The sequence below is a fragment of the Rossellomorea aquimaris TF-12 genome (genome assembly GCF_001648555.1).
Taxonomy (GTDB): Bacteria; Bacillota; Bacilli; order Bacillales; family Bacillaceae_B; genus Rossellomorea; species Rossellomorea aquimaris.
In genome coordinates, this window is sequence record NZ_LQXM01000030.1 from 92,045 (window position 1) to 111,385 (window position 19,341).

23 protein-coding genes are annotated in these 19,341 nt (G+C 36.4%); 7 read left to right on the forward strand and 16 right to left on the reverse strand.

The genetic code is table 11. The features are described 5' to 3' along the window. Nucleotides 1-19: 19 nt before the first annotated feature. Both IQI_RS17740 and IQI_RS17745 read right to left on the reverse strand, forming a co-directional pair. Nucleotides 20-559, reverse strand: coding sequence for a GNAT family N-acetyltransferase (locus IQI_RS17740; RefSeq protein WP_064094011.1), 540 nt, complete (start codon nt 557-559; stop codon nt 20-22). An 18-nt stretch (nt 560-577) separates the two neighbouring features. Next, entirely contained in the window at nt 578-868 is a 291-nt protein-coding gene (locus IQI_RS17745) for a hypothetical protein (protein ID WP_064094012.1), read from the reverse strand. 133 nt (nt 869-1,001) lie between these two features. On the opposite strand from IQI_RS17745, the gene IQI_RS17750 reads away from it, so the two are divergent. Then, nucleotides 1,002-1,676 carry an NAD(P)H-dependent oxidoreductase gene (locus tag IQI_RS17750; RefSeq protein ID WP_064094013.1) on the forward strand — a complete coding sequence of 225 codons (675 nt, stop codon included), beginning with the start codon at nt 1,002-1,004 and terminating at the stop codon, nt 1,674-1,676. Between the two features lie 56 nt (nt 1,677-1,732). On the opposite strand, the gene IQI_RS17755 is transcribed toward IQI_RS17750, so the two are convergent. The 4 genes from IQI_RS17755 to IQI_RS17770 all read right to left on the reverse strand — a co-directional run bounded on the left by IQI_RS17755 (nt 1,733) and on the right by IQI_RS17770 (nt 5,403). Continuing rightward, complete coding sequence (locus tag IQI_RS17755; RefSeq protein ID WP_064094014.1) at nt 1,733-2,293, reverse strand: AAA family ATPase; 561 nt, start codon at nt 2,291-2,293, stop codon at nt 1,733-1,735. A gap of 211 nt (nt 2,294-2,504) precedes the next feature. After that, nucleotides 2,505-2,933 carry a hypothetical protein gene (locus tag IQI_RS17760; protein ID WP_064094015.1) on the reverse strand — a complete coding sequence of 143 codons (429 nt, stop codon included), beginning with the start codon at nt 2,931-2,933 and terminating at the stop codon, nt 2,505-2,507. Continuing rightward, on the reverse strand, nt 2,934-3,398 hold the full coding sequence (locus IQI_RS17765; protein WP_064094016.1) for a hypothetical protein: 465 nt from the start codon (nt 3,396-3,398) through the stop codon (nt 2,934-2,936). A 142-nt stretch (nt 3,399-3,540) separates the two neighbouring features. Continuing rightward, nucleotides 3,541-5,403: a monovalent cation:proton antiporter family protein gene (locus IQI_RS17770; RefSeq protein ID WP_064094017.1), complete on the reverse strand. Its 1,863-nt coding sequence runs from the start codon at nt 5,401-5,403 to the stop codon at nt 3,541-3,543. A 249-nt stretch (nt 5,404-5,652) separates the two neighbouring features. Here IQI_RS17770 and IQI_RS17775 point away from each other — a divergent pair, with 249 nt between their 5' ends. Continuing rightward, nucleotides 5,653-5,913: a hypothetical protein gene (locus IQI_RS17775; protein WP_064094018.1), complete on the forward strand. Its 261-nt coding sequence runs from the start codon at nt 5,653-5,655 to the stop codon at nt 5,911-5,913. 229 nt (nt 5,914-6,142) lie between these two features. Continuing rightward, nucleotides 6,143-6,553, forward strand: a complete 411-nt coding sequence (locus IQI_RS17780; RefSeq protein WP_231893456.1) for a cytochrome-c oxidase — start codon at nt 6,143-6,145, stop codon at nt 6,551-6,553. A gap of 103 nt (nt 6,554-6,656) precedes the next feature. Here the strand turns inward: IQI_RS17780 and IQI_RS17785 are convergent, their stop codons facing one another. Continuing rightward, entirely contained in the window at nt 6,657-7,511 is an 855-nt protein-coding gene (locus IQI_RS17785; protein WP_408007810.1) for an effector binding domain-containing protein, read from the reverse strand. Between the two features lie 234 nt (nt 7,512-7,745). Between IQI_RS17785 and IQI_RS17790 the strand changes: the two genes are divergently transcribed. Then, nucleotides 7,746-8,102, forward strand: a complete 357-nt coding sequence (locus tag IQI_RS17790; RefSeq protein WP_064094019.1) for a hypothetical protein — start codon at nt 7,746-7,748, stop codon at nt 8,100-8,102. Nucleotides 8,103-8,130: 28 nt separating this feature from the next. Beyond that, the gene (locus tag IQI_RS17795) at nt 8,131-8,583 is read left to right on the forward strand and encodes a hypothetical protein (protein ID WP_064094020.1); all 453 of its coding nucleotides are present in this window, start codon (nt 8,131-8,133) and stop codon (nt 8,581-8,583) included. A gap of 14 nt (nt 8,584-8,597) precedes the next feature. Here the strand turns inward: IQI_RS17795 and IQI_RS17800 are convergent, their stop codons facing one another. From IQI_RS17800 to IQI_RS17825, 6 genes are all read right to left on the reverse strand, one after another. Further along, nucleotides 8,598-9,443 carry a DUF7164 domain-containing protein gene (locus tag IQI_RS17800; RefSeq protein WP_064094021.1) on the reverse strand — a complete coding sequence of 282 codons (846 nt, stop codon included), beginning with the start codon at nt 9,441-9,443 and terminating at the stop codon, nt 8,598-8,600. Between the two features lie 19 nt (nt 9,444-9,462). Continuing rightward, on the reverse strand, nt 9,463-10,107 hold the full coding sequence (locus tag IQI_RS17805) for a hypothetical protein (RefSeq protein ID WP_064094022.1): 645 nt from the start codon (nt 10,105-10,107) through the stop codon (nt 9,463-9,465). A gap of 12 nt (nt 10,108-10,119) precedes the next feature. Beyond that, complete coding sequence (locus tag IQI_RS17810; protein ID WP_064094023.1) at nt 10,120-10,980, reverse strand: dTDP-4-dehydrorhamnose reductase family protein; 861 nt, start codon at nt 10,978-10,980, stop codon at nt 10,120-10,122. Further along, the gene (locus IQI_RS17815; RefSeq protein WP_064094440.1) at nt 10,977-11,963 is read right to left on the reverse strand and encodes a polysaccharide biosynthesis protein; all 987 of its coding nucleotides are present in this window, start codon (nt 11,961-11,963) and stop codon (nt 10,977-10,979) included. The genes IQI_RS17810 and IQI_RS17815 overlap by 4 nt, the downstream gene beginning before the upstream one ends. 146 nt (nt 11,964-12,109) lie before the next feature. After that, on the reverse strand, nt 12,110-12,433 hold the full coding sequence (locus IQI_RS17820; protein WP_064094024.1) for a hypothetical protein: 324 nt from the start codon (nt 12,431-12,433) through the stop codon (nt 12,110-12,112). 88 nt (nt 12,434-12,521) lie between these two features. After that, complete coding sequence (locus tag IQI_RS17825) at nt 12,522-13,709, reverse strand: glycosyltransferase (protein WP_064094025.1); 1,188 nt, start codon at nt 13,707-13,709, stop codon at nt 12,522-12,524. A gap of 218 nt (nt 13,710-13,927) precedes the next feature. Here IQI_RS17825 and IQI_RS17830 point away from each other — a divergent pair, with 218 nt between their 5' ends. After that, nucleotides 13,928-15,211 (forward strand): glycosyltransferase, encoded by a 1,284-nt coding sequence (locus IQI_RS17830; RefSeq protein WP_064094026.1) that lies wholly within the window; start codon nt 13,928-13,930, stop codon nt 15,209-15,211. Between the two features lie 74 nt (nt 15,212-15,285). Here IQI_RS17830 and IQI_RS20920 read toward each other — a convergent pair whose 3' ends face one another. Continuing rightward, nucleotides 15,286-17,196: a hypothetical protein gene (locus IQI_RS20920; RefSeq protein ID WP_064094027.1), complete on the reverse strand. Its 1,911-nt coding sequence runs from the start codon at nt 17,194-17,196 to the stop codon at nt 15,286-15,288. 308 nt (nt 17,197-17,504) lie between these two features. Here IQI_RS20920 and IQI_RS17840 point away from each other — a divergent pair, with 308 nt between their 5' ends. Then, entirely contained in the window at nt 17,505-17,843 is a 339-nt protein-coding gene (locus tag IQI_RS17840; RefSeq protein WP_064094028.1) for a hypothetical protein, read from the forward strand. Nucleotides 17,844-17,915: 72 nt separating this feature from the next. Here IQI_RS17840 and IQI_RS17845 read toward each other — a convergent pair whose 3' ends face one another. Further along, entirely contained in the window at nt 17,916-18,347 is a 432-nt protein-coding gene (locus IQI_RS17845; protein ID WP_064094029.1) for an SRPBCC family protein, read from the reverse strand. 21 nt (nt 18,348-18,368) lie between these two features. Continuing rightward, nucleotides 18,369-19,163, reverse strand: coding sequence for an SRPBCC domain-containing protein (locus IQI_RS17850; protein WP_064094030.1), 795 nt, complete (start codon nt 19,161-19,163; stop codon nt 18,369-18,371). Nucleotides 19,164-19,341: the final 178 nt, after the last annotated feature.

The window sequence follows — 19,341 nt, forward strand, 5'->3', positions numbered from 1 at the left end:
CATTCCTTTCGACTTCACATTAATAAAGATACCCTAAAAAATCTAAATCTCCATTAGGCCATTCCCTTTCACCGACTTCTTTTATCATCAATTCTTCTATGTATTCATAACCAATCCCAATTGTGGTCTGATTTTGGTCATTAATTTTCAGCCATCTACACTTATTATGTGCAGAAGAGAATCCGTTTCGTTCGTATAGACCCTTTTGATCTGCAAATAACAATAGGAAATCTACCTTTCGATTTTGACAAAAAGATTCAACTTCTAAAAGGATACGTGAGCCAATTCCTTGGGAACGATAACGAGGTGCCACACATAAGTCTATAATTCCGAGGACTCTCACAGGTGTATCATTTACGTTCATCACTCTATAATCCAGTCCAGCATGCCCCACCAGGACACCTTCTTCATTTAAAGCAAGAACCCTAGCGTGGGGAAGCTGTTTATAATAAATTCGACTGGTTGGATAATCTGGTTGAAAGCACTCACTCAACAATGATTGAATTTCTTCTTTCATTCCATCATGGATATCCATTTCAAATATTTTATTGATTTTCAAAGGAATCGACTCCATCTCTTATTTCTTCACTGGTTTAAGAATGGTTCTTTGCAAAGGTACCCCGCCCATACTAACGTTTCGCTCAATAAATAAAAATGGTTTCCCATCTATCAGAAATTTGTGGTCACCTTGATAGTTTACCTCTTTCCCTTGAGACTCAAGTTCATTTTGAATGGCGTCAATATATTCTTTTTCTTTATAATATCGTTCATCAAAGTCGATTTGTATATAGCCTTGTTTATATCCCATCAACCAATTGAATAATAAAAAAAGTCCTAGCCCTGTTAGTCCAACAAAAATGATCTCCATCAACACAAATCCCCTCTCTCTATAACTATACGAACGAAACTACAAATGGTTTCAATGCTAAATAAATGAATCATAGGTCAGCTTGTGTTAATTTTAAAAGGAATCATTTTACCGAAAAAGGAGCGAATGGAATATGCGTGATAAAGAGATTTTGAAACAAGAAATTTTAGATGCGTCCCATTTTAGACATGCCACAAAGGAATTTGATCCAGAGAAAAAAGTTTCCGATGATGATTTCAAATTCATTATGGAAACCGGTCGACTGTCTCCAAGCTCCTTTGGTTTTGAACCATGGAGATTCCTTGTCATCCAAAACCCAGAGCTTAGAGAAAAAATTAAGAATACGGCATGGGGAGCATACGGTAAGCTACCTGAAGCAAGTCACTTCGTCGTTATTTTAGCAAGAACGAAGGTAGACACAAAATATGATTCCTCCTATTTGCAGGACCATTTCAAAAATGTAAAAAAACTGCCTGATGAACATTTGACCAAATACCTTGAAAAAATCGAGCAATTTCAAAAGGTTGATTTCGACCTGCTTGAAGGCGAGCGTCCATTATACGATTGGGCTGGTAAGCAGACCTATTTAGCACTAGGAAACATGATGACAGCAGCTGCTCAAATTGGCGTCGACTCGTGTCCAATCGAAGGCTTCGACATTGAAAAGATGAACCATCTACTAGCTGAGGAAGGATTACTTGAAGACGGTCACTTTAGTATCTCTGTAATGGTTGCTTTCGGATATCGAGTGAAAGAACCAAATGAGAAAACCCGTAGACCGTATGATGATATTGTGAAGTGGGTTTAATTTAGATTTACGTAGGTTCAAAAAAACGCTTGGGTACCCAAGCGTTTTTACTATTATTATAAATGGAATTTTTCTTTGATGATCGTTGCCACTTCTTCGGCACTCAAGTTTGTATTGTTTATCTTTATAAAGTTTGAATAGGTCAGTTCACCTTCATAAGAATTCAATCTGTATTTTTCCATCGACTTTTTCAAATCACCTTCAGACCATTCAATATCCCTTTTCGATGGCTTATGTTCAAGTCTATTAAAGCTTTTATTTCGCTCAAGTCTTTCTTCTAAATCCGCCTCAAGCTCGACAAAGTAAACTGTGCCTCCTCTCTTCTCGAACAACTGAGAGACATGATGAACATAATCCCAATCCTCCTGCATATCAAAGGCCCAGACGTAAGTAAAAATCAGTCCTTTCAAATGACTCTTTGATACTTCTTCAAATATTTCTTGACGAAACAGACTGACTAATCTCTTTCCTTCTTTAGTACCGTAGTCAAAGAAATGACTAACCAAATCAATCGTCATATGATTATGAAAAAGTTTCAAACCCGTAATTTTAGCTAATTCTTGTCCAACTGTCATTTTCCCCACCGCTTGAGGTCCAAATACAAGAACAAACTTCATAAGATCTCTCCTTTATTATTGGATAGCTTTACGTATTTCTTAATGAGATTTATGGCTAATCGAGCCGGTTTCACAGATAATCGATCCAATATGATGAAAAATCGGTCCAGTTATCCTGAAAACCGAGCCATTTGCGAGTGAAATCAGTCCAAAATGAAGAAAAATAAATCCGTTTTACATTTACCTCCAATAAAAACCACCCTAATGAGAGTTATTTCTCACCATCAGTAATTCTCCTTTTTAATAAATAGTCCCCATCCTTAAAATGAACCTGATTCATAAAGCAAACGATATTTTTTCCACAGCTGATTCCGTTTGGTTGAAGATTCAATTCTTTTCGTAACCCGCTTAGCACCTGTTCTTTTTCTGCTAGAGTCATCGTTTTAAAATGCGGTGTTACTGGGAATTCAATGGTAATGGAAACATAATATAAGTACGAGCCATCCTCTTGTTTTTCAAAAATGGCAGGGGTTGAAATACTGGTTTCCAGCTCCCCAGACATTGCTTCACCAGGATGATAGCTCTCCACTTTTTCTATCATACCCTGAAGCTTCTCTTCATCAATCTCATAATCCTTCCCAACTGAACACCCTATTAGAAGGAATGAAGTCACTAGAATGTATAGGAATAGCCCCTTCAACTATTGCCCCTCCCTATTAACATATTTTTCATTAAATTCCTCAACCCATACCATATCAATCGGATCATTTACCACTTCGTAATAATCACCTGCCACAATATGAACCACATCTTTAGTGGCATATACGATGGCTGGATTTGCTGTTGAATGGGTGATAGTGAATTCGAACCTCTCAATCTTTGTTTTTTCATCTATTGCATTCTGTGTGAATATTTCTTCACTTACTCTCTTGACGCGATACTGTGCCAAAAAGTCCATTAACTCGTCGGCAGCTCTTGGATCTTCGCTACTCCATTCGAAAAATGATTCACGTTGACCATAATGTTTCGTAAACCCAATTCCCAAAAAATCCTCCGACTTATATCGAACAAGATCATCTAAACCTTTTATCCGATGATCATTCCAATAATAAAAAATAAATAGCAATAAAACGGCACCCAAATTGAACAATCGATTTTTACTCATGCCCTTCACCTACTCAACTGAAGTTTTCTTTACTACATCGTACTTCAAAATGTCATTCTCTAAAAGGCGTTTATGGAAAAACATTCCAAAATATCACTGCACAAAAAAACATCCCACCTGTGGTCTAGTGGGATGGTAAACCTTATAAAAAAGGAGAGTACATCGTAAGTTCCAATTCTTGTCTCAAAGCGTATAAACTTGCCATACTTCCACTTACTAATAATTTATCCCCAAGTTTCAGCTGTGTATCTCCATGTGGAATAATGTAGTGGCCGTTTCGATTCACCACTAAAATCAATGAGTCTCCCAAAAACGGGATCTTCTTAAGTGAAGTACTGTCATATTTCCCATTATTCATATACACTTCACGAATAGAATCATTGTGCTGGGAGATAAAATCGACAACTCCTGGGTTATTGATTAAGGCTTTCAATAATGTTCTGGTCGAGTATAACATGGAGTATAATGTTAGCCCTTCTTTTGATACCTGTTCATGGAGGTCTGGGCTCTCTACTCTAACAATGATGTTTGGTGTACCTCTATTTTTTGCATACTTGGCTAGTTGAATGTTTTGTACATCATCACTCGTTGAGAAGACGATTTTATCTGTGTCAAAAGCATCTTCATTTTCCAGTAAGTCGATAGTGAAATCCTCAACGTAGATGATTGGGAACTCTGTATACTCTCTTAAAAATGCTGCATTATTATTTTCTTCTTTACTAATTACCTTTACTAAGTACCCTTCCTTCAACAAATCTAAAGAAACAGCTAAGCTTGAGCTATTCGCTCCAACAATGCATACAGTTTCCTGTACTTTTTCTTGTTTTGGAAAAATTCTTGTAAAAATAATGGGTGAGATTAAGCACGTTAATACAGAAACTAAAATGAGCGCTCCATTGAATTCATCTGTTATAACACCAAGCTCTAAGGCAACGGCAGAGGCAGCTATGACCAAACTCAATTTAGAAGTTGTTAGAATTCCGACACTAAGTACCTCTCTCCATGAATACCATTTCCTCATCACAAGGGACGGAATCATTTTTGCCACATACATAAAAACTAATAGAATTGGCATCAATAATAAAATTTTCGGATCACTAAATAACTTCGGTATATTTAATTTCACCCCCACCATTACAAAAAAAATAGGGATAAAAAAACCAAAACCAATGGAATCTAATTGCTGTACAAATTCTTTTCGTGGAGATAAGAGAGAAACGATTACTCCTGCCAAAAATGCACCTAAAATATTCTCTGCACCTAACGTTTCAGATAGTGCAACAAAAAACAAGATTAATGTAAACACCCCGCGTGTTCCAAGCTGGACTGTTCCACCTAATAATCGATCAAAAACTTCTACTTTAAAGAAACGTTTAATAAAGCGATAGGCTACAAATACGCCTAGAAACAGAATGAGTAACAGGGAAATTTGCATCCCTTTTTCAGCTTGAATCATGGCATAGACCGTTAATAAAACCATTGTAGAAACATCTGAAATAACCGTCACTAACAAAATGGTTTGTCCTAATTCACTCTGAAGAAGATTTTTTTCTTTTAACACCGGAACGACAATTCCTAATGAAATCGTTGAGATGATTAACGTCATTAAATAAGGCTCTGTAATTAAATCAAACCCTACCAGGATTGTTGATAATCCAAAGGATGTAACAAGTATGGCAATAAATATAGATAATGCCAGTAAGAAAGGGTTGGGTAATTTTTTCTTATTTCCATTTTTCTTAACGTTTTTCTTCACATCAAAGGCATTAAAGTCAATTTCTAAACCACTAATAAACATGAGAAAAATAAATCCAAGTAAGGATAGTAATTCTAAAGAAAAATCTTCCGATACGATATTAAATCCACTTTTCCCTATGATTAGTCCTGCAATAATTTCTGCAATCACTACTGGAACAAACGATAACCGGAAGTGCTGAAGAAATATAGGTACTAAAAAGGAAACTGATACAACAAGCATAAGGGATAAGATTGAATGCTGTTCCATTTTTATCGCCTTCTTTAATTAAGATAATGACTTTAATCCTCACACAATACAATGTTGGCATGCAATCATTTGGACTTACGTAAAAAAGCTTTCTTTATTAAAGTAAACCATAAAATCCTATCAATGCCTAACAATCTATAATAGGTTAAAACATTTTCTTCCATAACCCTGAAAACAATAGCAATTGTCCAAGCAAATCTCATCTCTATCAATATACTAATAGGAATCTATTAATAGGGGTTGAAAAAAATGAAAGAAAGATGTATCTCTTATTTCTCATGTTGCATTGCTGCGGCATTAGCTTTACTAGGTTTTATGGGGATTGGCTATGGAATTGGATTATCAGGAGCAGCAGCTGTGGAGGGTATTGCAAGGCAGCCAGAGGCAGCTGAAATGATCACTGAATTTCACTACCTTTATGTCGTCATTCCCGAATTTATTCTAGCATTTCTATTAGTGTTCCTATCCTTACTATTCATAGGAAAAGGTGGATGGAAGAAAGGTGGTTAGAAGGACTTCGTAAATATCTATTCTTTGCTTTTCAAAGGGTGGGCGTTTAACTTCCTGCTAAAAACCTCTTACCCCACCAAGGAAGAGCCTCCCTACTTCCCATTGATTAGCGACAATCTTTACTAAACCAGCCCTTAAGCTGGTTTTTTTCCTGAAAACCAATCATATTCCCTATTTTTATACTATATACTTTACTGTTACAGAAATTGTAAACAAGGAGGTGTATTTATTGAAAATAGGCGTTCTTTTTCTTAAGCTTGCTTCCCTTTACTTTTTAGTAGGGGTTGGTCTGGGGTTAACAATGGAGATGATAGAAGATCATCGTTTGGCAGGTGCTCATGCTCATATAAATCTCGTTGGTTGGGCTTCAATGGCTTTGTTCGGAGTTCTATATGTTCTCTTTCCTAAAGCAGGAGATTCTACCTTGGGGAAACTTCATTTTTGGCTTTATAACATATCCTTTCCGTTATTTATGTTAGGTTTATCATTCTTTTTAGTAGGTAATCAATCTTTGATGTTCCTACTTGTCATTTTCCCTAACATTCTTGTTTTGAGTGTGATCCTTTTTGTTCTTAATGTCTTTTTGAACGTTAAGGCAGCTGATGTTCATCCGTATTTAAACAAAGATTCTTCTGTGTAAAAGAAATAAATAGACCCTTCCAAAAAAGACCTGCTTCCTCTTTGAATAGGAACAGGTCTTTTCAATCGTTTTTCTGTTTTCTTACATATGCTTTAATTCATTTTTATTTTTTAATTGGAATCCAAACCTCACAGCGATAATTCTCATCATTAGGGTTTCCTGGTGGATATAATTCGAATTCTGGTCCACCTCCATGCTCATAACCTGTCGAAGGAAACCACTCGGAGAAAATGCGTTGCCATACATTTTGAATGGAATGGGGCATGGGTCCAACTGACTCAAATACAGCCCAAGTAGCGGCTGGGATACTCTTCGTCTCAAATGCATCGGCTGTGTTAGTGCTCTCTGCTCCGATGAAATAGGTAAACTCTCCTTTTCCATGCTCAAACTCCATACAAATACCAAGCATTTCATTGTTGTCTGCCGCTTTACACATTTTTTCATCCGTACCCGTGCTAATCATTTCATCCCAAAAGGCTGGGATTTGTTTATTGTTTTCTCCATTAGTGGTAGTCACTTTTTTTCCTTTACCTATGACTTGAAAGCCTTCTTTTTCAATAATTTTATAGTCCATTTCCTTCTCTCCTTTAAGCTGGATTTGAAATGAGATACGAGGAAATGCCTTTAAAGGAGAACCATACTCCTTCACTTGTGATGGAGATATTCCATGTGCTTTTCGAAATGCCTTCGAGAACGACTCTGGTGTTTCATAACCAAATTGCATGGCAACATCAATGACCTTCACATGACTATTCGTTAACTGTTGAGCCGCTAGGGTAAGTCTTCTCTTTCGGATATAATCAGCTACTGTATAACCTGTCACCATATGAAACAATCGTTGAAAATGAAATTTAGAGTGGTATGACATCCGAGCTAAATGGTCAAGATCAATCGTATCATCGAGATGATCCTCTATATACTGGATGCATTCATTCAGTTTGTTCAGCATTTCCATCATTTCTCACCTCCTTATGTATAGAGTAACAGTAGGAGAACGCGTCCTCCTGTTCTTTCGTGCTCATTACTGACAGGTCAGAGTGGTCTATATCTAACTGAAATTCTAGAAGACCGTTAGGATTTCCTTCTTCATTACCACAACCCATTCTTTAAACATGCTTTAAAAAATATACTACTTTACAATATTTCTCATACAATGTTAAGGACATCTATTTATCTAAAGGAGAAATGAGCCATGATTATTCCAAATCTATTTCAAGACAAACTCCCTCCTTCTAGTGAAGAAATCGTTTCCAAGTTACTGGAAAGTATTGTGGAAGAGGAGATTGCTATCACGAATCTCATATCCTCTGAAGCTGATAAAATTACTGCTTTCGTTGGAGAGAAAAATAACTTCCCAACAAATCCAACAAATCAAGAGATTATCACCTTTAACCAAACCATATATCGAATCATTGAATCCTTACTAATGAAAGAATGGTTACTGCTAAAAAAGATTGAAACCGTCCTTTCCTTGAAAGAAAAACTGGAAAATGAAAACAAAAATGAAATAAAAAATAATCCCCCTCTCATTGAAGAGGAGGATCAATAATCACTTAGCTATGAAGGGAGGGGAATGAATGAAGCAAGAGTCGAAGGAAAATTATGATGAATTATATCGATTGAGTGAGCTGGCATTTCAAAAGTATCTCCTAGCCATTAACACAATGTTAGAAGCAGTTAATAGAAGGGATTCAAAAGATGCTAAGCTTACAGAAAATGCTAAACTCATGTCTAACTTCATTAAAGGAACCGTCTTAAATCTTAAATCTCTTCAATATAAGAAAGTAAAGCTTCTGAGTAATGGTCACTTTTCTTCCCGTGAAGAAAATAGAGAACAATCAAAAAACAAAAAAATCATTCGTTCATATAAGCAACCTAACATGACTAAAAAGAGTATGCCGGAATTGGAGAATCCTAAAAACATTATTAGTTATAAAAGCAGCTTAGGAAACAGAACGAAACGAATTTCTATAAAAGAGGGGAAACCTTCTCCTCCATGGAAGCCTTCAAGCTCTACCAAGAAAAATTGACTTTTTAGAATTAACTAAACAAAGAGATTGGGGAACATTCTCTTTGCGTCTAATCCCATTTTAAGACAATAGTGTCTAACTTCATTTGATGCCAAATTGGGTTGTAACTGATCATACTCACCGTCTCCATATTTAAACTTAGAAAATAAGTTGTTTGTGTGCCAACAATGAATATGAGGGTGAAGTGATATAGAGTTTATTGATGTACTATCATAATCCAGCATTTCAGGTTTGATGTCGATCATATCTACGAGATGATTAACGGCTATTTCTGTACTATACATAGAAGAAACTCCTCTAAACCACCCTGGCCATTGCCCTTCATTTTCACTGAATTCTTCTTCAAGTAAGTATTTGGCAATATCAACACTTAGCTTGCATACCTCTCTAACTAATGATGCATTTCCATAATGAGTAGATCCTATGTTGTGAATTCCTTGATGTCTCAGGTTAAACCTTTGTGATATTTGCTTTAGATTTGTCCGCACAAGATCCGAGTTAGCGTAAGCACCTCTTCCCACAGTGTAATATGCGGGAATATAATCATTCCATGACGGAGTTAAAAAAGTATCCACATCGGTTCTCAATATATAATCATAGGATGTCAAAAAATCCGCTTCTTTGCTTGCGACACAGTAAATTGAATTCATAAATCGGTAGGTCTTCCAGATACCCTCTAAAGGTTCTAATTCAATCTTTATACAATCATCAGGTACAAGCTCTAAGGATTTTTTCGGTCCAAATACAACTAGGTCTGTATCCTTATTAGCCCCTATATACTGATAAGAACGATACAAGCATGCAAATTGTTGAAGTAAGCCACGGGTATAATCCAGATAAACGACAACCGCTCTATTCATGATTCTTTCCCCTCTTTTTTTAAAGTAATATACTGTTACCAGAATGAGATTCCCAGCCACTAACTCCAAGGGTATCCAGGTAATGAATCGGCTTTTCAAAAAAGCTCGGCTGAATAATCTCAATGGATTGACCTTGTACTAACCCTGGGATACTTTGCTTTAAGGAATACCTCCAATTTAAATAGGACTGGGCAGGAAATCCATAAAGAACAGTAAATAGTCCACCATGATAGTTTTTTCCTGTAAAAGCATTACCAATCCATTCGAATTCCTTAAACTGCTGATTTAAAAAATATCGCCCACTTAGTTTGTAGTAATAATCCGCATTAAAAGAACTAATCCAACGATGGGATAAATATAAACTAATTGCTTCACCAAGACCTTTATAAGGTCCATCTGCTGCATCTCTAATTATTCTCTTATCTCCTAGATATACATATTTATCTACCTTTTTTTCAATTTGGTAGGGAAGGTTTTTATCTAAGCCTATTTCAATGAACAAAATTTTCGCATTTGGTATATAATCCCGAATAGATTGAATTGTCTTCAAAGTTTGCCGTGCCCTTACTTGATCTGTATACGCTGACCGAGTGGGAGAGTAGCATAAAGGATTTGTGGAAACACTGATCGCAGATGAGATAATAAACAACGTCTTCCTGTTCACATCTATACCTCCTCACATTAATCTATAATGTTCATATACTTGTTCTTGATTCTTCATCCACTCTCTCAACTCTGTTAACATATCTTTATAATCCAATACCTTATAAGAGAAATCTCTTCTGCTATTAATAAGTGTTTTATCACCTTTTAATAGATCAACAGGTATTATACTAATATCATCTTTATTAAATTCTTCTCTTATCATAAGAAGTAATTTATATTTTGATATTCGTTCTGTTCCTGTTAAGTGAACCAGTCCAGAAACGCTATTTTGGAGTATCCAATATATCGCTTTGGATAGCTCCAGGGTGGTAACCCCATTCCAATATACGTCCTTAAACCCCTGAATGCTTTCAGTCTGCTTCATAAACCAGTGAAACAATCCTATTCCATTTCTTCTTATTTCCGGCCCGATAATGGAGGTTCGTATCGTAACGTGCCTTTGATTTGTAACTTCACCTAAACTCTTCGTTTTGGCATATATTGTTGTACCATCTTTCAAATCTGACTCCGTATAATGACCTTTTTTCCCAGAAAATACACAGTCTGTACTAATATGAATAAAACGATATTCCAGTTCATCTCCCCATTTAGCTAACCTATGTGGTAGTAAACTATTAATATAAATGGATTCTTCTAACCTTTCTGAGGCTTCATTATTCAAGATACCTGCCGTATTGATGACAACATCAGGTTTCAATTTTTTGAGATAGTTATAGGTCAGGGGTTCATCTGTTAGATCCAATGTTTCCTCTCTTGGATTCGAGGAAGTTTTACGAGTTGTATAATGGACTTCGCAGGTTGTTTTTTCATTAAGAAATTGCACTAAAAGGTGTCCTGCCATGCCATTTCCGCCTAATATACATATCCTCACCTTAAGAATCCTCCTTGTTCAAGAAGACCCTTTATTTGTTCTTTGCTCATTAGGTTTTCATTTGATTCATATATTTCAAACACAACTTTTGGATATGCTTTATATTTATTAAGAAGGATTTCAGGTGAAGTTTGAGGTAGAATCACATAGTAATCGTTGTTGAGTTCGTAGGTTTGCTTGGATTCATATTTTGAAATAAGTGTTTCATGCAGCTTTTCTCCAGATCTAATTCCAATATCTATAATCGTTGATGTTTTGCCTAAAGTTTCTATCATTACCTCAGCTAAATCGATCATTTTACATGATTTCATCTTCATCACAAAAGTTTCTCCACCATAAGACTCCATTGCTGCTGTAAGTAAAAGCTTAATCGCATCATTTATTGTTAAAAAGAACCGAGTCATTGCCCTAGAAGTAATAGGGATATCTTTGTTTTCTTTTAATAAATTTTTAAAAAGAGGAACTACACTACCATTTGTTCCTAAAACATTCCCTCCCCGAATACATACGAATTTTGTTTTCAGTTGATTTTGATTGGCTTGAATCACAAGTTTCTCCCCAATGGCTTTAGTCATACCATAAAAATTAATAGGGTCGACTGCTTTATCACTTGATACATCTACAACTTTATTAACCTTTTGAGCAATACTGGCACGAATCACATTTTCGGTACCTGTTACGTTCGTCTTAATTGCCTCCAAAGGCTGCTCCTCACATACAGGTACATGCTTGAGAGCAGCCAGGTGAAAGACATAATCAACATTTTCACACGCGTTTAATACTGCAAGATAGTCTCTTACATCCCCTACTAAAAACTTAAGTATTGTAAGACTATTAAATTGTCTTTTCATATTTACTTGAGCATACTCATTCCTGGAAAACAACCGAATTTCTTTTGGCCTTAGTAGAATAAGCTGTCTGACCAACTCATGTCCCCATGAACCCGTCGCTCCTGTTATAAGAATTGTTTTATTTTCAAACATCATGGTATGCCTCCTAGATCGTTTTTATAGTATATGTTTCATTATTTACATAGGTATAGTTGAATTCCTTACAAACGAAGTAAAAATTATTGTTATATTAAAATAGGCATTGTCTATTAATAGACAATGCCTAAGTCATAGAAAGATTATAGAGCTGGCGGAGTAGGTACTGCAGGTGGAATATCCAAAACGTCTTCTAGCTTGAATTGCAATAGCATTTGAGTTTTCAAAGCGGTTTTGAGCGTGCTGTTTACATTCTCGTTTACAGCAAGAAGCTCATCAATCGTTTGGGCACGCACCATCGTAGCTGGTAACGTACCAATTACCGCTTGAATTTTTTCAGCTTCCGCATTGATAATATGCGCTAAACCAAGTTCTTCAAAAGCAATCGAAGCTAACAATAAATTAATAACATCATCTCTATCGATATCGATAGAAGGTGTTACGTTGGGTATGTTAGGAAAAGACATATCCATTTCCTCCTTTCTATTTATATAACCAAGATATTCAAAAAATAGAATGTGGAATAAACTTCTACCTACAAATACGGCCTATTAATCACCCATTTTTCTTTTCTACTGTGGTAAGAATCTCCTCAAGCTTTAACCTTTCTTTCCCGTTAAAATGTTTTTTTAATAATTTTGGTACATGTCTTTCATTATTTAAAAGGGAAGATAGTAGATTTTGAGAATCTTTATGACTTGGTGACAGCAATAATGATCTCATAATAGAAACAATAGCCTCTTCGGCATTTTTAAGTTTTTGGTGGCAACGACTTATATAGTTCCATGCTAGAAAAGAACCGACTCCCTTTAAGATGAGATAATGCTTGTTCTCTTCTCCCATTTCAATACAGTCCTTAAAGCATTGAATAGCATCCTCATACTTTTTCAAATAATACAAGATGACACCTTTTAGATATACTAAGTCCACATAATCTGGATAAAGCTTAAGGGCCTTCTCAATCCCAAGTAATGCCTCCTTAAATTTACCCATAGCGATAAGAATTGAATATTTTAATTTATAGACCATGGATTGAGGCAATACTCCATTCTCTAAGAAGGATAGAATAGATAAATTCACATGTTCGAGTGCTTCTGAATATTGTTTTTTATTGTAATATTCTAATGCTATAAAGTAATGAGCCCAATAAATATTCTCTCCTTCTTCGATCTGTCGCATTAACATTCCCATATTTCGTTCAGGCTTTTTCTTTTTTTGAATTGTAGAATCAAGGTAGCCATAGTGATACACCTTAACAGGAAGAAAGCCTATACGATCTTTAGAGATATTTGTTAAGTCTAAACGTTCGTGCATGTTATTAATGAATCTAATACCTTTATTCCTAAATAAGCGCGTATGGGCAATTTCAGTCGTATTATCTTCATCAATACACTTTCCGTAATAATTTATTAATCGAAGATTTATTACATCATATTTATTAAAATTTTTTCGTTCCTTCAGAAAAGATTGATCGCTTAAATCTAGTTCTTCATCAGCATCCAACCATAAGATCCAATCCCCCGTTGCCTTCTGAATACCAAAGTTCCTCGCATCAGCAAAACTACCATTCCATGTATATTTCACAATATTAGATTGGTAGTTTTGACATAACTCCACCGTCTTATCAGTTGAACCTGTATCGACAATGATGATTTCGTCTACTACCCCTTTCACACTATTTAAGCACCGTTCAATACTTTCCTCTTCGTCTTTAACAATCATACATAATGAGATTTTCACCATGCTCATATTCTCCCGCCTTTCCATGTCATTAATGTAGTATATGACAGCAACAGTAAGATACTGTGGGCATTACAGAAAGAAATGGAAGCCTGTCTTGTAAATAGGCACTTCATGTTTGTTATACGATTTGACTATGGAAAATTCATTGGTTGATATCACAAATAAATTTGCTTGAATACTATACATAGAATGAAACAAGAAATGGAGGAATAACGGAAATGAAGGTAGCTCTCTTAACTATGTTCAACGGGCTTAGCAGTACGTACTCATTAGTCAATATCGTAGCAGAACAGCTTCGAATGCTACTTGACTCAAACACAGAGGTTAAACTCCTAGTAAGTGAAAATTGTCCTGATGAGGAAAGAAGAGGAGTTTTCTTAGATGATCGAATTGAATGGGTGAAAATCAAAAATAAAATAGATGGAAAGATTATTCACTGGAAGGATTATTCCAACCCTAAAGAAAAAGTACACGATACCTTTTTTAAAGAAGCTGATATTATTGCTGAGGATTTTGTTGATCAACTCTCTGATGTAGATGTATGTATCATGCATGACATTCACTTTCAAGGGTGGCACTTGGTTCATAATGTGGCCATACGTAAAGCTCAAAAACAACTACCAAATGTAAAATTTATCGCATTCACCCACTCTGCACCAGCAAATCGTCCCCTTAAAATAGAATGGCCTCTTTCAGCTCGATACAGTTCAATGCCAAATACAGTTTATGTATACCCTACACAATCAGGCATTCCAGCCCTTGCAAAACAATACAACGTTCCTGAAGGAATGTGCAGAGTAGTTAGCAATAGTCTTGATCTCTCTTCTTTTCAAGGAGAAGAAGTTCTTAAAATCAAAGAGAAGTTTCTTTTTCAAGAAGCCGATATTTTTGTCGTCTATCCTGGCAGATTAACGACGGCTAAAAAATTCGAAAAGGTAGCTTCTTTTTGTGGAGCCTTAAAAAAGGTTAGCGAGTATGACGTTAAGGTGCTGTTTTGTGATTTTCCCTCAAAAGATATTGAAGGGGAAAAATATAAAACAATTATTCAATTAGCAGGGTGTAAAAGTGGACTCGATTATAAAGACATGGCCTTCACTTCAGATCTCGGATTCCCACATGGTTTTCCAAGAAAAGGTGTATTAGAGCTTCTTGCCCTTTCAAACTTATTTATTTGCCCTTCATTCTCAGAATCCTTTGGACTCACAGTACTTGAAGCAGCCACAAAAGGAAATTTTTTGATTGTAAATGAGGCTGTTCCTGCTTTGGAGGAGTTAGGTAAAAAGTTGAATGCCCATTTTATGAGATGGGATGCTCGAAACTTTGGTTTTGATACGCGGGAAACGTATAAGCCTTCTGAACAGGCATATTATGAAGAACATGCCGCTAAGGTAATAAGTCGTATCAGAGAGAATCCTGTACTACATGCTAAAACACTAGCAAGACAACGTTTTAGTCCAGAGTGGGTATGGCGAAATCAGCTCGAACCTCTATTAAGGGGATAATTACTCTAATATAGTAAAAAAGGATGTCTGAACAATGTCAGACATCCTTTTTCTTTCTACTTCCAATATACCTCCTAAAAGCCCTCTGCAACAAATTGGTGTACTCCACCAGGGTTTAGAATTGGGAGTGTACCAATTGTACCAATGATATTATCTATAACCTCAATATCAGTTAGAGGAACATCACCTGTATTGGTTACGGTATATCTAAACCACGGCTTATCACCTGGATTTAAGAAAGGACCATTCGGACTGTTTGCATCATCCCATGTTACACCCTGATCCACTGAAACCTCTTTTACAATATTAATAGAAGGTGTACCGAGGGCATTTGGATTTGGCGATACATACACACCACTTGTACCAGAAGTCATACTAAATTGTGTTGTAAGAGTGTACCAACCACCAACAAAAATGCCGTTACTTAATGACTGGGTACTTCCAATCAAAAGACCACCCGGTCCAGCAATAGTTGGATCCCCTGTTGTCAGCCAATACCCTGTAAAGAAGCCACCACCACTAAAGTCACTTCCTCCATCAATTAGTGCACCTTGTCCATCATCAAACCTTGGTCCTTGCGGATAAGGCGGCAACGGAGTAGTTCCACCACCTGAAGAGTTGATATCACCAGCAACATGGATAAAGTTTGTAGGCTCTAATCCTCCAAGTGGAACAATAGCTCCTCCACTTTGGAACTTTACCTGCCCTTGATAACCATTTATTGGATTTGCATCCGTATCCCATCTAAGGATGTATACATCCCCTGGATCACCAGTAATATTGATTTCACTAGAAACAGTGAAACCTGAAGTCACGTTAATAACAAAAACTTCATCTATATTATTTTGGGTATTTAATCCATCTAAAGAACCTGCTGATACACTAGCAAACCCCGGTGAAGCAGGAAGTGCATTGATTTGTTGAAAAGCACTCACAAGGTCTGTTTCAAGATTACTAATTAGAGAAACATTACCCGTCGATCCAAATGCCTGCGCTGGAGACACTTCTGGTGGATCATTTTGATCAACAATATCTTGCCATGCACCTAGAGTGATATCATTCGTATAGATTGTTCCTGCATAAGGAACTCCACCAGACGTTCTTTCATCTGCTTGAATCCCGTCTACTGCAACATCTCCAACGAAGCCCTTTGTAGCTCCTTGCCAGTTAGCATCATCTCGACCGTCACCAAAGAAGAATAAATAATTGGGCAACTCACCAAGATTGATTCCACCAACAAGAATATCTTCTGTTCCAGGTGCTAATGGAGAATCATTAAAATTGTATCCTGAAATAACCGGAATCTCTGTACTGTTGTAAAAGGCGTTATCATTCTCAGAATACGTTTCATTATTGAATTCACCAGTAGCAGAAGCGATATTTTGGAAAATAACAGGCTGTGGTTCAGTTGTTGTTGTCGTTGTTGACGTCGTTGAAGTCGTAGTTGTTGTTGTGGTTTCTGTTGTTGTCGTTTCCGTTGTTGTCGTTTCTGTTGTTGTCGTTTCCGTTGTTGTCGTTTCCGTTGTTGTCGTTTCCGTTGTTGTCGTTTCTGTTGTTGTCGTTTCTGTTGTTGTCGTTTCTGTTGTTGTCGTTTCTGTTGTTGTCGTTTCTGTTGTTGTCGTTTCTGTTGTTGTCGTTTCTGTTGTTGTGGTCGTTGTAGTCGTTGTTGTTGTGGATGTTGTTGTTTCTGTTGTAATACCTATTACATCCTCCAATTTGAATTGAAGAAGCATCTGGGTTTTCAGAACCGTTTTCAGAATACGATTAACACTCTCATTCGTATCCGTAAGTTCTGATATTGTTGTAGCAGCTAAATCTGTATTTGGTAAAGTACCCACTACTGCCTGGATTTTTTCAGCTTCTGCATTAATGATATGTGCTAACCCTAGTTCCTCAAACGCAATGGAAGCCAGTAATAGATTGATCACTTCTTCACGAGTTAAATCAATAGAAGGTGTTATGTTAGGAATATTAGGAAAACTCATATTTTTCACCTCATTTCATGTATTTGTTTTCATTCTATGAAATGATAGTGTTTCTGAAAGGTATATCTGCCTACACTCTATCTATCGAAAGGAAAAAAAGGCGAACACACACTATGAACAATCCTATTATTATAATATTTCTTATTAGTAGAGTAGAAACGTAAATCTCTCACATAAATTCTTCTTATCCAGAGATAGATCATTCCCTTTAGCATCAATGTTGTGAAAAATTCCCCTTACTTATTGGAATTAAGACATACATACATTGTATATATATATTTTGTAAAAGAATTTGGAGGTGATTACTTATGTCAATGCCAAACATTCCAAATATAAAGCCTGATATTGATTTAAAAAGAGAAGATGTTATTAGTTTATTGTTAGCATCTATTGCCTTAGAAGAAATAGGTTTATCTCATTTACTTAATGCAGAAGGGGAAAAGCTGCAAAAATCGATCAGTTTGGCAAATTGCTCAGATGACCTTTTAAATGCAAACAAAAGTGTAGAGAGAATGCTAAGAACCATTATCAAAAAGGAAATGCTTTTACAGTTTAAGTTGGAAGATGTGGTGGAAATCCCTGTATCACACACTCGTCAAAACACGAGAGAAAAAAGTAAAAAAACGGACACTCCTCAAGAAAAATAAAAAAACACCTAGTCCAAGAACGATTTTATCGTACTACGGACTAGGTGTTTTTATTTCCTTAGAAGAAAACAGCTATTCTAAAATGTCTTTAATCTTCTTCAAATCCTTCTGATTCGCTCTTTTCATCATCATAGACATGAATGGAGTCATCCATTTTGAAAAACCAGTTGGGATTCCTTTGTTTCTCAAAGTCATTTTGGTTACATTAGAACGAATGGCTTCCCATGTGTAAATGGTTTCCATTGGAAATGGACCGTCTGCTGTTTTCATCACTAGCTTTTGTCCTGGTATCCATTCAACTATTTCATAAACATAGGATAACTGCTTGCCCAGGAATTGAGCTTTAAAGGCTATTTGTGATGAAATCGATAAGGGTCTTTCTGTCAACCATTCTGAAGAGTCAATATTTACATACCATTCCGGTGCATTGTCAGGATTGGCTGCATAATCGGCAACCTCCTGAAGTGGGCGATGAATTTCGATTTCAGTTAAAACATCTACCATTGATTGATCCTCCGTGTATCCCTATTTCTTTTTCTCAACATAATCTTTAAGGAGTGTTCCAAGTAAATACGTCCATCCTTCGGTATGAGCTTGTTCCCAATCATCCTGAATAATACCGGACGCATGATGAGATAGTTGTAGAAGAGTTGCCCCGTCTTCCTCAATGAGTCGATACGTATAAGAACTATTTACTGCCCCTTGCATACCAAGATGCCCTTGCATGCGAATTTCTTCAGGGGCATTAACATAGTATACATTTCCCCATACTGCCCCTTCATTTTCACGCCACTTCTCAACGAATTGACCACCTACTACTGGATCAAAGGTAAATTCAGAGGGAACTCCTTCAGGTGCTACTCGAAACTCCCACCAATCTCCTGCCTGTTCTGTTAATGCTTTGAATACTTGCTCGCGCGGTGCCTCAATTCTTACCTCTTGTTCAATGCGAAATACGCGACTTTGTTCTTGATTTGTTGCTTTCATTTCTTCTTCTCCTCCTTTGTTTTCTACTAATGAACGTATTTTGAGTAATGAATTAGCATTCGCTTCCATATACTTACCTACCCAGCGATTATGCATTTCCTGAAGGGGAACTGCGTTTAAATAATTTCGGCGAAATTTCCCTTCTCTCTTCACTACTATTAGATTTTCTTCTTCCAAAATCGATAAGTGCTTCATAATGCTATACCTTGTTACTTCAGGAAAATACTCATTTAATTCTCCCGTTGTTTTCGCAGATTGCTTAAGAATGTCAAGAATCCCCCTCCGGATGGGGTGCCCTAACGCCTTAAACAGTGTGGAAAGTTCGTCTTTCATACCAACGACCCTTTCAATTGTATTTTCATGTGAATAAAAGGTCACATGTAATATGTGACTTTATAGTAACATGATGTCTTTAAATGGTCAAGGATTCTTATACTATGTTTACCCTTAGTTGCTTTAAACGATTTATACAAATGTATCCCAACGTTATTTTTCCTAATACTCAATATGG

Bases quoted from the DNA above. Each gene is read 5' to 3' on its own strand.
- IQI_RS17745 (WP_064094012.1), bottom strand. From the start codon at position 868: ATGGAGATCATTTTTGTTGGACTAACAGGGCTAGGACTTTTTTTATTA.
- IQI_RS17750 (WP_064094013.1), top strand. From the start codon at position 1,002: ATGCGTGATAAAGAGATTTTGAAACAAGAAATTTTAGATGCGTCCCAT.
- IQI_RS17755 (WP_064094014.1), bottom strand. From the start codon at position 2,293: ATGAAGTTTGTTCTTGTATTTGGACCTCAAGCGGTGGGGAAAATGACA.
- IQI_RS17765 (WP_064094016.1), bottom strand. From the start codon at position 3,398: ATGAGTAAAAATCGATTGTTCAATTTGGGTGCCGTTTTATTGCTATTT.
- IQI_RS17770 (WP_064094017.1), bottom strand. From the start codon at position 5,403: ATGGAACAGCATTCAATCTTATCCCTTATGCTTGTTGTATCAGTTTCC.
- IQI_RS17775 (WP_064094018.1), top strand. From the start codon at position 5,653: ATGAAAGAAAGATGTATCTCTTATTTCTCATGTTGCATTGCTGCGGCA.
- IQI_RS17785 (WP_408007810.1), bottom strand. From the start codon at position 7,511: ATGATGGAAATGCTGAACAAACTGAATGAATGCATCCAGTATATAGAG.
- IQI_RS17790 (WP_064094019.1), top strand. From the start codon at position 7,746: ATGATTATTCCAAATCTATTTCAAGACAAACTCCCTCCTTCTAGTGAA.
- IQI_RS17795 (WP_064094020.1), top strand. From the start codon at position 8,131: ATGAAGCAAGAGTCGAAGGAAAATTATGATGAATTATATCGATTGAGT.
- IQI_RS17800 (WP_064094021.1), bottom strand. From the start codon at position 9,443: ATGAATAGAGCGGTTGTCGTTTATCTGGATTATACCCGTGGCTTACTT.
- IQI_RS17815 (WP_064094440.1), bottom strand. From the start codon at position 11,963: ATGTTTGAAAATAAAACAATTCTTATAACAGGAGCGACGGGTTCATGG.
- IQI_RS17820 (WP_064094024.1), bottom strand. From the start codon at position 12,433: ATGTCTTTTCCTAACATACCCAACGTAACACCTTCTATCGATATCGAT.
- IQI_RS17825 (WP_064094025.1), bottom strand. From the start codon at position 13,709: ATGGTGAAAATCTCATTATGTATGATTGTTAAAGACGAAGAGGAAAGT.
- IQI_RS17830 (WP_064094026.1), top strand. From the start codon at position 13,928: ATGAAGGTAGCTCTCTTAACTATGTTCAACGGGCTTAGCAGTACGTAC.
- IQI_RS20920 (WP_064094027.1), bottom strand. From the start codon at position 17,196: ATGAGTTTTCCTAATATTCCTAACATAACACCTTCTATTGATTTAACT.
- IQI_RS17840 (WP_064094028.1), top strand. From the start codon at position 17,505: ATGTCAATGCCAAACATTCCAAATATAAAGCCTGATATTGATTTAAAA.
- IQI_RS17845 (WP_064094029.1), bottom strand. From the start codon at position 18,347: ATGGTAGATGTTTTAACTGAAATCGAAATTCATCGCCCACTTCAGGAG.
- IQI_RS17850 (WP_064094030.1), bottom strand. From the start codon at position 19,163: ATGAAAGACGAACTTTCCACACTGTTTAAGGCGTTAGGGCACCCCATC.